This is a genomic window from Stenotrophomonas maltophilia R551-3, from assembly GCF_000020665.1.
Taxonomy (GTDB): domain Bacteria; phylum Pseudomonadota; class Gammaproteobacteria; order Xanthomonadales; family Xanthomonadaceae; genus Stenotrophomonas; species Stenotrophomonas maltophilia_L.
In genome coordinates this window covers 3770356-3782950 of record NC_011071.1, presented here as the reverse complement: position 1 = coordinate 3782950, position 12595 = coordinate 3770356, and the positions used below count along the sequence as shown (strand labels likewise).

Annotated in this window: 10 protein-coding genes; 4 read left to right on the top strand and 6 right to left on the bottom strand. The window is 67.5% G+C overall.

Going from position 1 to position 12595, the window contains the following annotated elements:
* Positions 1-14 precede the first annotated feature (14 nt).
* From SMAL_RS17090 to SMAL_RS17075, 4 genes are all read right to left on the bottom strand, one after another.
* Complete coding sequence (locus SMAL_RS17090) at positions 15-275, bottom strand: hypothetical protein (protein ID WP_198283144.1); 261 nt, start codon at positions 273-275, stop codon at positions 15-17.
* 205 nt (positions 276-480) lie between these two features.
* Positions 481-1221, bottom strand: a complete 741-nt coding sequence (gene phbB / locus SMAL_RS17085; protein WP_012512061.1) for an acetoacetyl-CoA reductase — start codon at positions 1219-1221, stop codon at positions 481-483.
* Between the two features lie 24 nt (positions 1222-1245).
* The gene (locus SMAL_RS17080; RefSeq protein ID WP_032972858.1) at positions 1246-2574 is read right to left on the bottom strand and encodes a CitMHS family transporter; all 1329 of its coding nucleotides are present in this window, start codon (positions 2572-2574) and stop codon (positions 1246-1248) included.
* A 75-nt stretch (positions 2575-2649) separates the two neighbouring features.
* On the bottom strand, positions 2650-3789 hold the full coding sequence (locus SMAL_RS17075; RefSeq protein ID WP_032972851.1) for an OprO/OprP family phosphate-selective porin: 1140 nt from the start codon (positions 3787-3789) through the stop codon (positions 2650-2652).
* A 276-nt stretch (positions 3790-4065) separates the two neighbouring features.
* Here SMAL_RS17075 and SMAL_RS17070 point away from each other — a divergent pair, with 276 nt between their 5' ends.
* The 4 genes from SMAL_RS17070 to SMAL_RS17055 all read left to right on the top strand — a co-directional run bounded on the left by SMAL_RS17070 (position 4066) and on the right by SMAL_RS17055 (position 7924).
* A complete protein-coding gene (locus SMAL_RS17070; RefSeq protein WP_012512060.1) occupies positions 4066-4761 on the top strand; it encodes a response regulator transcription factor in 696 nt (231 codons plus the stop codon).
* Positions 4754-6145 carry a sensor histidine kinase gene (locus SMAL_RS17065; RefSeq protein WP_006391394.1) on the top strand — a complete coding sequence of 464 codons (1392 nt, stop codon included), beginning with the start codon at positions 4754-4756 and terminating at the stop codon, positions 6143-6145. Before SMAL_RS17070 ends, SMAL_RS17065 begins: the two co-directional genes overlap by 8 nt.
* On the top strand, positions 6142-7197 hold the full coding sequence (locus SMAL_RS17060) for an ABC transporter substrate-binding protein (protein ID WP_012512059.1): 1056 nt from the start codon (positions 6142-6144) through the stop codon (positions 7195-7197). Before SMAL_RS17065 ends, SMAL_RS17060 begins: the two co-directional genes overlap by 4 nt.
* A gap of 76 nt (positions 7198-7273) precedes the next feature.
* The gene (locus SMAL_RS17055) at positions 7274-7924 is read left to right on the top strand and encodes a response regulator (protein ID WP_012512058.1); all 651 of its coding nucleotides are present in this window, start codon (positions 7274-7276) and stop codon (positions 7922-7924) included.
* Positions 7925-8442: 518 nt separating this feature from the next.
* Here SMAL_RS17055 and SMAL_RS17050 read toward each other — a convergent pair.
* The gene (locus SMAL_RS17050) at positions 8443-11085 is read right to left on the bottom strand and encodes a hybrid sensor histidine kinase/response regulator (protein WP_012512057.1); all 2643 of its coding nucleotides are present in this window, start codon (positions 11083-11085) and stop codon (positions 8443-8445) included.
* A gap of 66 nt (positions 11086-11151) precedes the next feature.
* Positions 11152-12321: an OprO/OprP family phosphate-selective porin gene (locus SMAL_RS17045; RefSeq protein ID WP_012512056.1), complete on the bottom strand. Its 1170-nt coding sequence runs from the start codon at positions 12319-12321 to the stop codon at positions 11152-11154.
* Between the last annotated feature and the right edge of the window lie 274 nt (positions 12322-12595).

The window sequence follows — 12595 nt, the reverse complement described above, 5'->3', positions numbered from 1 at the left end:
CTGCAACATTCCTGTCACGGCGGCGGTGCATCTGCCGGTTTGAGGATCACCTGCGCGACGCACGTGTGATGCAATCCGGGAAAGAGGTAGCTCATCCATCGGTCCGGGGACGGGTAGCTCAGCGTCAATGCCTGTTCGGGGGCATGGCCTGAAGGAGGAAGCACGAGCGCTGGCGCGATCTGGCGCTGGACGATCTGCCGACGCGTAACGCAGGCGCCCCCGACATCCAGGCGCACGGAGTGCACGTGCTGGTGATCGGCCTGCAGCAGGACCACGCCGCCGGTGATCCGAAGCGGTCCGGCCGTTCATCCATCGGGCTCAGCGAGCGTTGGCAGGTAAACACCGGTTCTGCCGATGTATCGGGCAATGCGTCCCGAAAATGCAGAAACAAAAAGAGGCCGGATCACCCTCGCAAGCGAAGGTTCACCGGCCCCGCGCACTCCGTGGGGGAGGCGGTCCACGTACTGCGTGGACGAGGGCTTAGCCCATGTACAGGCCACCGTTGACCGGATAATCGGCGCCGGTCACGTACGAGGCTTCATCCGAGGCCAGCCACGCACACAGGCCGGCCACTTCCTCCGGACGGCCCAGGCGCCGCACCGGCACCGAGGCGGCCAGCCGGTCCAGCACGTCCGGCGGGAAACTGCTGATGGCCTGGCTGGCGATATAGCCCGGCGACAAGGTGTTGACGGTGACACCACGCGAGGCCACTTCGGCGGCCAGTGCACGGCTGAAGCCGTGCATCGCGGCCTTGGCGGTGGCGTAGTTCACCTGGCCGATCTGGCCCTTGTGGGCGCTGACCGAGCCGATGTTGATGATGCGGCCCCAACCCCGCGTGGCCATGCCGTCGACGACCTGCTTGGTCAGGTTGAACAGCGAGTTGAGGTTGGAGGCGATCACCGCATTCCAGTCCTCCACCGTCATCTGCCGGAACAGCAGGTCGCGGCTGCCACCGGAATTGTTGACCAGCACGTCGACCTCACCGACTTCAGCGCGGACCTTGGCGAACGCGGCGCTGGTCGAGGCCCAGTCGGTGGCGTTGCCTTCGGAGGCGATGAAGTCGAAGCCCTGTTCGCGCTGCTCGCGCAGCCAGTTGGCCTTGCGCGGCGAGTTCGGTGCACAGCCAGCAACCACAGTGTGGCCGGCACGGGCCAGGCTCTGGCAGATGGCAGTGCCGACACTGCCCATGCCGCTGGTGACGTAAGCGATTCGAAGCGTCATTGCAGAAGGCTCCTTGGTAGAGGGTCAGGCAGCGAGCGGGTACAGGCCGAACAGCAGGCTGCCGACCATCAGCAGCATCGAGATGGCGATGGCCCACTTCAGGGTGAACTTCTGGTGGTCGGCGAATTCGACTTTGGCCAGGCCTACCAGCAGGTAGGTGGACGGCACCAGCGGGCTGAGCAGGTGCACCGGCTGGCCGGCCAGCGAGGCGCGCGCCATTTCCACCGGGGTGATGCCGTAGTTGCTGGCGGCCTCGGACAGGATCGGCAGCACGCCGAAGTAGAACGCGTCGTTGGACATGAAGAAGGTGAACGGCATCGACGCCACCGCCGTGATCACCGCCAGGTACGGGCCCCACGATTCCGGGATCACCGCCAGGAAGCTGTGCGACATTGCCTCGACCATGCCGGTGTTGTTGAGGATGCCGGTGAAGATGCCTGCGGCGAAGATCAGCGATACCACCGACAGCACGTTGCCGGCGTGGTTGACCACGCGGCGACGCTGCTCGGCCAGGTTCGGGTAGTTGATCACCAGGGCGATGGCGAAGCCGACCATGAACAGTACCGGCATCGGCAGGATGCCGATGATCAGCGCGGTCATCAGCGCCACGGTCAGGGCCAGGTTCACCCACAGCAGCTTCGGACGCTTGATGTCCTCGGCGTCTTCCACCGTCGGCAGCGCATTGCTGTCGTCGGACACGCTGTTGTCCATCCAGCTGCCACCCTTGGGCAGGGTCACCACACCCAGCCGGCGGCGTTCCTTCAGGCCCAGGTACCAGGCCAGCAGCAGCACGCCGGCGCAGGCGATCACCATCGACGGGATCAGCGGCACGAACACATCGGCCGGGTCCACGTGCAGCGCGGTGGCCGCGCGGGCGGTCGGGCCGCCCCACGGCGTCAGGTTCATCACGCCGCCGGCAAGGATGGTCACGCAGGTCATGTTCAGCGCGTTCATGCCCAGCCGCTGGTACAGCGGCAGCATCGCCGAGACGGTGATCATGTAGGTGGTCGAGCCATCACCATCGAGCGAGATCAGCATCGCCAGCACCGCGGTGCCGAGCACGATCTTCATCGGATCGCCCTTCACGAAGCGCAGGATGATCCGCACCAGCGGATCGAACAGGCCCGCATCGATCATCACGCCGAAGTAGAGGATGGCGAACATCAGCATCACGCCGGTCGGCGCGATCTTCTTGATGCCCTCCAGCATCATCTCGTCGAGGCCGGCGCCGAAGCCGCCGATCAGCGCGAACAGGATGGGGATGGTGATCAGGGCGACGAGCGGCGACAGGCGTTTGCTCATGATCAAGTACATGAACGTAATGACCATGCCAAAGCCGAGGATGCTCAGCATCATCTGCGGACTCCTTGCGAAAACAGGACGTGGGGGAGTGGAAGAGGCCCGGGCGGCATGCCCGGAATGTCGGGCTTAGAAGTCGTACTGCAGGCGGCCGGTGACCGCACGCGTGCGGTCCACCGTGACCCCGGCCAGGCGGTCGCGGTTGCGGCTTTCGATCACGTTGAGCATGAAGCGCAGGTTGTCGCGCAGGTACCAGTTGCCACCCAGCGTCCAGGCTTCGGTGCTGCCGCGGCGCAGGTCCGGCGCACCGTCGAGGTGCTGCGCGCCCCACATCTGGTCGTAGCGCAATGCCACTTCGAAGGCACCGGCCTTGTGGCGGATATCCTTCACCCGCGCGAAGCGGCCGGTCTTGCGGTCGTAGGCGCGGCTCTCGCCGGTGACGAACCAGCTGAGCATGCCGTAGGCGGCCATCACGTCACCGCGCTGGGCACCGTCATCGAAGGTGGCGCCACTGAATTCGCCCTGCCATGACAGCGGGCCGCGCACCTGCGCGTATTCCAGCGACCACTTGTTGACGTCGGTATCGCGGCCCGCGGAGAAGTTGACCAGGGTCAGGCGGCTTTCATCAGAGAGATGGCCGGCCGGACGCGGGCGGATGCTCAGGCCCGGGGTGCCGTTGGCGCCGGGGTTGTCGTAGGCCTCGCGGGCCAGCGACAGGCCCAGGTGCAGCACGTCGCCCTCGCTGGGCGAGGGGGCCCAGGTGACGCGGCCACCGGCGGCGCGGCCCTTCACCTGCCAGGCATCGATGCTTTCCAGGCTGTAGATGCTGGCCGCCCAGGTGAAGTCACCCGGATTGGCCTGCCACGACGCACCCAGGCGGTACAGCGGCGCCAGCGTGGTGCCGGCGTTGCCGCGCTCCAGGAAGCTGCCGTAGTTGGAGCTGGTGCGGTCATCCAGCGAGAAATACTGCTTGAACTGGCCGACGGTCAGCTTGCCGGCCTTGCCGAAGCTGCGTGCCAGGTACACGTCCTTGGCCTCGACGCGATCGCCGGAGAAGTCGGCTTCCAGCTTGTAGTCGACCACGAAGAACTTGCCGGACACGTCCAGCCAGGCGCGGCGGATCTCGGTATCGTCCTTGTTCGGCGTGCCGCGGTTGTCGTTGTCGAAGGTGGCGAAGTCCAGGTGCAGACGGCCGCCCAGGCTGGCGGTGACCGGACGGTCGTCTTCGGCGGCAAAGGCCGGCGCCGACAGGGCAGCCAAAGCCATCATGGCGGCAGGACGCCGCCAGGCAAACGTGAATTCCACAAACCCTCCCAGGTGCACGCCAGGCGCGCGGCAATCGTGGGCACCGGACGGTGCGCGGCCGCAGTCTGGGTCGGGCAAGCTGTCATCGTCCTGTCAACGGATTGTGCGGTGCAGCGTAAAAGACCGCCGGGCACGGCCCGGCGCTACCCATGCGGTGTATCCCGGTAGCGCCGGTCCATGACCGGCGGGCGGCCCCGGCGTCATGCGGTAGCATTCGTTTCCCCTCCCACCCCCGTGCCCATGCGCCTGCTGCTGGTCGAAGACAATCCGGATCTGGCCGATGCCATCATCCGCCGCATGCGCCGCAGTGGGCACGCCGTGGACTGGCAGGCCGATGGCCTGGCCGCTGCCAGCGTGCTGCGCTACCAGAGCTTCGACCTGGTGGTGCTGGATATCGGGCTGCCCAAGCTGGATGGCCTGCGCGTGCTTTCCGGCATGCGCGAGCGCGGCGACAGCACGCCGGTGCTGATGCTGACCGCGCGCGATGGCATCGAAGATCGGGTGCAGGCGCTGGATGTCGGTGCCGACGATTACCTGGGCAAGCCATTCGATTTTCGCGAGTTTGAAGCGCGTTGCCGCGTGCTGCTGCGGCGCGCGCGTGGCCAGGCCAGTGAGGTGGTGCAGATCGGCGGGTTCCAGTTCGACAATGCCGCGCACCGCGTCAGCCTCGATGGCGAACCGATCGAACTGCCCAACCGCGAGTACCGGTTGCTGGAGATTCTGGTCGGCCGCCTCGGCCAGGTGGTTGGCAAGGACGAAATCGGCAATGGCCTGTTCGGCTTCGATGACGAGGCCGGCCCGAATGCGATCGAGCTGTACATCGGTCGCCTGAGAAAAAAACTGGCTGCTGCGCCGTTGCGCATCACTACGGTGCGCGGTGTCGGCTACCTGCTGGAAGCCAGTGACGGCAGCACCGACGCCGACGCCGATGGCTGACGCGCGCGCCGCGAACGCCGCACCAGGCTCGCTGCGGCGCACGTTGCTGCTGTATCTCGGTGCATTGCTGGCGGTGTTCGCGGTGGCCCTGCTGTTCGCCGCGCGTGACTATGGCCAACGCGCCGCCAATCGTTCCTACGACCACCTGCTGCTGTCCTCGGCGCTGTCCATCGCCGACTCGGTGGCGCTGGTTGATGGCCAATGGCAGGTCGACCTGCCTTATGCGGCGCTGGACCTGCTGGCGATGGCGCCGGAGGACCGCGTGTTCTATCGGGTCGCCGACAGCCGCGGCAACCTGATCACCGGCTACGGCGACCTGCCGGCGCCGCCGCGCCGGCCCGGCACGCAACCGCAGTTGTTCGATGCCGCCTACAGCGGCGAGACTGTGCGGTTCGTGGTGGTCGGCCGCAGTTTCGCGGCCGCCTCGGCGCAGGGCGAGGTGCAGGTCCAGGTCGGCCAGACCCGGCGCGCCCGCGAAGCCGTGGCGCAGGACCTGGTCAATCGCGCATTGCTGGCCATCGGCGTGCTGTCGGGGCTGCTGCTGGCGCTGGTGGCGTTTGGCGTGCACCGCGCGTTCCGGCCGCTGGTGCGGGTGGAACGCGAGCTGTCGCGCCGCGAGCCGTCCGACCTGAAACCGCTGGATGCGCGCGTGCCGCGTGAGATGGACCAGATGGTGGCCGCCTTGAACCGCTTCATGGAGCGCCTGTCCAGCAGCAACGAGACACTGCGTGCGTTCATGGCCGAGGCCGCGCACCAGATGCGCACGCCGCTGGCCGCACTGCGCGCGCAGGCGCAGCTGGCGCTGGACGATGACGACCCGGAAGACATGCGTCGCAGCCTGCAGGCGATCGAGCGCAATGCCACCCACATGAGCCGGCTGCTCAACCAGCTACTCAGCGACGCCAGCGTGATCCATCGTTCGCACCTGCAGCGCTTCGCCACGGTGGACCTGGCCGAGACCGTGCACCAGGCCCTGCATGAAGCGCTGCCGCAAGCCGGCCCGGCGCCGCGCGTGCAGCTGGCGATGACCGCCGAGCCGGTGCAGGTGCATGGCGATGCACTGCTGCTGCGCGAGGCGATCAAGAACCTGGTCGACAACGCCCTGAAGTACGGTGGTGATGGCCCCTTGCAGATCGCACTGACGGTGGAAGGCGGGCAGGCAGTGCTGACCATTGCCGACCACGGCACCGGCATTGCCGCAGCAGACGCAGAGCGCGTCTTTGAACGTTTTGCCCGTGGCGAAGGTGCGCCGTCCGGCGGTGCTGGCCTCGGCCTCGCCATCGTCAAGCGCGTGGTCGACAGCCACGGCGGCCGCATCGACCTCAGCAACCGCCCGCAGGGCGGCTTGATCGCTACCATCCGCCTGCCCCGGAGCAGTTCATGATCCGCCTGTTCGCCGCCGCTGTTGCCCTGCTGCTGGCCGTGCCGGTACTGGCCGCGCCGGGCGACGTGCGCCGCTTCCCTGCGCAGGGAAAGGCGGCTGCGCAGCTGCGCATCCATGGCACCACCGACATTGAAGTGTTCGCGGTGGTCATCGCCGATTACCAGCGCCTGCACCCCGGCACCGAAGTGGTGTACGAGGACATCATCACCCAGGACCTGTACGCGCGTTACCTGCATGACCGCACCGGACCTGCATCGCCGGACCTGCTGATCTCCAGCGGCATGGACCTGCAGACCAAGCTGGTCAACGACGGCCATGCACTGCCGCACCGTTCGGCGCAGACCGCTGCGCTGCCGGCCTGGGCGCAGTGGCGCAACGAGGCGTTCGGGATCAGCTACGAGCCGGTGGTCATGGTCTACAACACCCGAGCGCTGCCTGCAGCGAAGGTGCCGCACACCCGGCGTCAGCTGCTGGACCGGCTGCGTGCCGAGGGCGCACCGCTGCGCGGAAAGGTCGGCACCTATGACATCGAGCGCAGCAGCGTCGGGTACCTGCTGGCGACCCAGGACGCGCAGCGTGGCAGCATCGCCGGTGCGTTGCTGGGCGCGTTGGGCGACAACGACGTGGTGCGTGAAGAGCGCACTGGCGTGCTGCTGGACAAGGTGGCCAGCGGACAGCTGTCGCTGGTCTACAACGTGCTCGGCTCCTACGCGCAGGCACGTGTCGATGTCGGCGCACCGCTGGCCATCGTCGAGCCCGAGGATTACACGTTGGTGGTGCTGCGTACCGCGGTGATTCCGCGTACCGGCCCGCATCCGGATGAAGCGCGGCGCTTCCTCGATTACCTGCTGTCGCCACGCGGCCAGCAGGTGCTGTCGCGCGAGGCGCGGCTGATGCCGATCGTGACCGGCAATGCACGCAGCGCGAATGCACCCGGCCGCAGCCGCCGCCCGATCCAGCTCGGCCCCGGCCTGCTGGTGTACCTGGACGCGCTCAAGCGCCGCCAGTTCCTCGATGCCTGGCGCAGCAGCGTGGAGCCGGCAGGGCGCTGATGCAGGGGACGATGCCCATCGCAATTCCGCCGGGCATGGCCCGGCGCTACCGGTGTCGCGCCCGTACAATGGCCGCATGAGCGAATACACCATCCTGATCGCCGATGACCACCCGCTGCTGCGTTCGGCGGTGGTGCAGTCATTGCGGCAGAGCCTGCCGCTGGCGCAGGTGCGTGAGGTCGCCAGTGCCGATGCGTTGGCCGAGGCACTCGATGCGCATCCGGATGTGGACCTGGTGCTACTCGACCTGACCATGCCCGGCGCGCACGGCTTTTCCGCGCTGCTGCACGTGCGCGGCTCGCATCCGGACATCCCGGTGGTGATCCTCTCGTCCAACGATCACCCCCGTGTGATCCGCCGCGCGCAGCAGTTCGGCGCGGCTGGTTTCATCCCGAAGTCGGCCCCGGCCGAGACCATCGGTGAGGCCGTGCGGGCGGTGCTGGACGGCGGACTGTGGTTCCCGGCGATGGCTGCCGAACGCTCCGAGGCCGACGCGCTGCTGGCCAGCCGCCTGGCCCAGCTGACCCCGCAGCAGTTCCGCGTGCTGCTGTGCCTGGCCGACGGGCTGCTCAACAAACAGATCGCCTACACGCTGGGGCTGGCGGAAAACACGGTGAAGGTGCATGTCACCGCGATCCTGAAGAAGCTCGAATGCCACAGCCGCACACAGGCCGCAGTGCTGGTGAAGGCGCTGGAGCCGGAAGGCGACGCCGGCATCGGGTTGTAGTTTCCAGCCAACGGCGCAGCCCCTCGTGGGTGGACACGTAGAGCAGTTCATGAGTGAGGCCGGGCAGGTGGACTGCGCAGGGGCCGCTGCAAGTACGTCCATGTAAGCTCGGTCGCCGCATCCATGCGGCTCACGCCCCTGCGCAGCCCACCTGCCCGGCCACGGACAGGTTCCGTGCGCATCCATCTACGGAAGAGAAAAGAAGATCAAAAGCAAAGGCAGCCTGGCAGGCTGCCTTTTGTAGAGCCGAGCCTGGGCTCGGCTTTACACGAGCAAGCGCAGCGCGCGATCCGCTTTTGATCTTCTTTTTCTTCTTCGTGGGTGCAGGCCACCGAAATCTGTCAGAGGGCGGTCGGGTTGGGTTCGCGGGGGTGTCAGCCGCATGGATGCGGCTGCCAAGCCTCCAGGGACGGATTCACGGCGTCCCCCGCGCACCCAACCCGACCGGCCCACCCACGACTTTTGCTTTCCACGACCAACCAGGCACCAACCACGAGGGGCTGCGCCGTTGGCTGGAATCACCCGCGATGCCGGATCAACAACTGACTCATCAGCGCCCGCAGCGCCGGCGGCTTCACCGGCTTGGCCATCATTCCCCAGCCACGCTCGGCGGCCATCTCGCGCAATCCCGCATCGCGCTCGGCGGTGACCAGCACCACCGGTGGCCGGGCCTGCCACAGCTCCGCCAATGTCTCGTACAGCACCGGTCCGTGGTGGTCGCCCATGCGTACATCCAGCAACACCAGCTCCGGCACTGTTTCGGCGGTGGCCAGCTGCAGCGCGGCCTGCGGGCCGTCGGCCAGCACCACCTCGCAGCCCCAGCGCTCCAGCAACGCGCGGCTGGCCGCACACACGTGCGGGTCGTCGTCGATCACCCACACCCGGCACCCGCGCAGGGGATTGTCCGCAGCAGGCTCCTGCACCAGCACCGGTGGTGGTGCAGTGGCTGGAATCGCGCTGGCCTCGCCGAATGGCACGCCCACGGCGAACACGCTGCCCTGGCCCAGCTGCGAGCGCAACCGGATCGGATGGCCGAGCAGGCGGCCGATGCGGTCGACGATCGCCAGGCCGAGGCCGGCACCGCGTTGCTGGCCATCATGCAGGCGGCGGAATTCCTCGAAGATCTCGCCCTGCAGCGCATCGGGAATGCCAGGGCCCTGGTCGTGCACTTCGATCCACAGCAGCCCTTCGCGGCGACGGCAGCCCAGCAGCACGCGGCCGCGCTCGCTGTAGCGCAGCGCATTGGACAGGAAGTTCTGCAGGATGCGGCGCAGCAGTGCCTCATCGCTGACCACTACGGCATCAGTATCGACCCAGTCGACCACCAGGCCGCGCGACTGCGCGGCGATGCCGAATTCGCGTGCCAGCGTCTGCAGCAGCGGTCCCAGCCGGAAGGCCTGTACACGCGTCGGCAGGCTGCCCGATTCCAGCCGCGCGATGTCCAGCAGGCTGTTGAGGATCGCGTCCTGTGCCGCCAACGCGGCATCGATATGGTCGCTGGTCTGCTGTTGCGCCGGGTCGCTCAGCTTGCCGCGCAGCACCGAGACGAACATACGTGCGGCGTTGAGGGGCTGCAGCAGGTCGTGCACCGCCGAGGCGACGAAGCGGGTCTTGTAGCGGTTGGCCTGTTCGGCCTCGCGGCGTGCTTCGTCCAGGTCATGGGTGCGTTCGGCAATGCGATGTTCCAGTGCATCGGCCAGCGAGCGCAGTTCGCGTGCAGCGTTCTTGTAGCTGGTGATGTCGGCGTAGCTGGTGACAAAGCCGCCGTCGGGCAGCGGATTGCCGCGGATTTCCAGCACCGTGCCGTCGTCCTTCTCGCTCTCGCGCATGTGCGGGCGGCCGCTGCGCAGATGGTTCAGGCGGCGCTCGATGGCCTCGTCGACCGGGCCGGGGCCGAGCAGGCCGCGGCGGGCGTTGAAACGGAACAGCTCTTCGATCGGCCGGCCCACGCGTACCAGGTCCAGCGGGAAACGGAACAGCTCCAGGTAGCGCGAATTCCAGGCAACCAGGCGCAACTCGCGGTCGATCACCACCACGCCCTGCGGCAGGTGCTCAAGGCTGCGGCTTAGGCCGCTGTCAGCATCTGTGGCGGCCTGCAGCAGGCCATCCTGTGCGGTGCGCAGTTCCTGTGCATGCTGCTTGAGCAGGGTTTCCAGCTCGCGGCGGCTGCGCAGGCGATGCTTGGCCAGGCGCCGGCGCTGCTGTACGAACAGCACCAGGAAGCCCAGCGCCAGCCACGCAGCACCTCCGGTAAGCGCGGCCGCACGGCCGGCGGCGGTGGCGGCACTGGCATCGTGCAGCAGGTGCAGGTTCCAGTCTTCGGCCGGCAGCGCAAGGCTCTGCCACAGCATCGGCTGCGGCAATGCCGGGTCCAGCAGGCGCACCATGCGGCCACCGTCTGCCAGCACGTCTTCAGTGCGCGCGCGCAGTGGCTGCAGGGTACGGTCGGCATACTGGCGCGCATCCAGCATCTCGCGGCGCTCATCGGCACCCAGCGGGCGCAGCAGGCGGTAGCGCCAGGCATCGCGGTTGGCCAGGAAGACCACGTCGTGGTCGTCACTGGCCAGCACCACGTCCGGGCTGCTCAGCCATTCCTGTTCCAGTGCGGACAGCTCGACCTTGATCACCACCACGCCCAGTCGCTTGCCGTCTTCCTCGATGGCCTGCGACAGGTAGTAGCCGGGCACGCCGGTGGTCATGCCGATCCCGTAGAAGCGGCCACGGCCCTGGGCCAGCGCCTGGCGGTAATAGGGGCGGTAGCTGTAGTTCTCGCCGACGTTGGTGGTCGGCTGGTCCCAGTTGCTCGCCGCCACGGCCACGCCATCGTGACCGACCAGAGTCAGGGTCGAAGCGCGGGTGACTTCATTGGCACGTTGCAGCTTGAGGTTCAGCCGCTGCCGTTCGGTGGGCGAGGGCGGCACGCGTAGTGCGTGCAGAAGATCCGGATCAAGCGCCAGCACCTGCGGCAACGTACCGAATCGGTCGATACGCTGCTGCAGGCCCTGGCCGTACAGTTGAAGCTGGCGTTGCACCTGGCTGCTCTCGTCGCCGAGGGCGCGTCGCCAGGCGTAGTGGCCGGCGGCGACGGCGCACAGCACGGTGCCGCCGACCATGACCAGCAGGGTGAGCAACAGCATCCGGTGGCGGCTGAGCCAGTACATGGCGGCAGTCTACGCAGGGCCGGCGGGCGTGACGTGCACGCCCGCCGGGGTCTGACGTGGAAGGGGTCAGAAGTGCATCTGCGCGCGCAGTTCGAAGATCTCCGGCGTGCTGTGCACGCCGCGACGGCTGGCGTCGACCTTCACGTAGTTGGCCTGGAACTTGAAATGGCTGGTCAGGTACCAGTTCGCGCCCAGGGTCAGGTCGTGCTGGCGGCCGCCGAGGATGCTGCCGTCGTCGAGGTCGAGGCGGCTGTAGCGGGCCACCAGTTCCACCGCGCCGTAGTCGTGGGCCGGCTTGATGTTGGCCACCGCACCGGCGTTGTACGGGCGCGATTCGCCGGTCAACACCCAGCTGGCCATCGCGTACTGGCCGCTGCCGGTGTAGTCGGGCTTGCCGTCATTGCGGGTGACCGTGGCGCGCAGGGCTTCGGCCTGCAGCGAGAACGGGCCGCGGATCCAGATGCCTTCCAGGCCGGTGCGACGGATCTGGTCGGCGGTGACCAGCGCGCCGGAATCGACGAAGCGGATATCGGTCAGGCCGGCTTCCGGACGGGCACGCAGACGTGCGCTGGCTTCGTGGTGGACGTCGCGGCCATCGCTGTAACCACGCGGATTTTCCTGCGAGTAGGCCAGGCCCAGGTGGATCACGTCACCAGGTGCCTTCACCGGGGTCCACACCGCACGCACCGCCTGGGTGGTGCCGGGGTTGTCACCCTGCAGGTCCTTGCCGCCATAGGCGCCGGCCTGCAGCAGGTACTGCGGACGCTCCAGCACCCATTCCACGCCGGTACGACGGCCTGCGTAGAAGGCCTGCACGGGCAGCGCGGTTTCCAGGAAGCTGCCGGCGCGCGAAGAGGTATTCGCATCCAGGCCGACCGGGGTCTTCATGTAGCCGAAGCGGAAGCGGCCGATGTCGCGGCCGAAGAAGGCCTTGCTTTCAAAGCGCACGAACACGTCCAGCCAGGTGTCGGACTGGAAGTCGTAATAGACCATCGCGTCGTAGACGCCCTTCTTCTTCAGCGTTGCACCGAACTCCTTGCGGCGCACGGCATCGTCGTCCTCAAGGCCGCTGCCCGAGGAAAAATCGTTGTAGTCGTAGGCGATGTTGGCGGTAGCCGCCAGCTCGGTGCCGTCGCCGAAGGCGTACTTGGTCGGCCAGTTGTCGAAATCGGCAGCCGAAGCGAAGGCGGGAAGGGCGGCCAGCGACAAGGCCAGCAAGGTGGGAATCGGGCGCATGTTGGGTGCGGCTCTCTCAGATTGCGTGTGGACAGGACAACAACGGCCGCAAGGGCCGGAACTTTCGCAATGACGCGCCCGGCCGTTCAGCTCGGGCCACCGGCCTCCCCGTGATCGGGCGGTGCGGCGCCAGTGTAGGCACCGCTGCCACCTGAACCGGGGGGCTAGTACCAATAGGTTATCTGCGCCGGCGTGCCCGGCGCGTACAAAGGCGTCCATTGGTCGCACCCCCTGCGCGTGCAGCACAGGGCCTGCGAACAGTTTCCACGGTAAC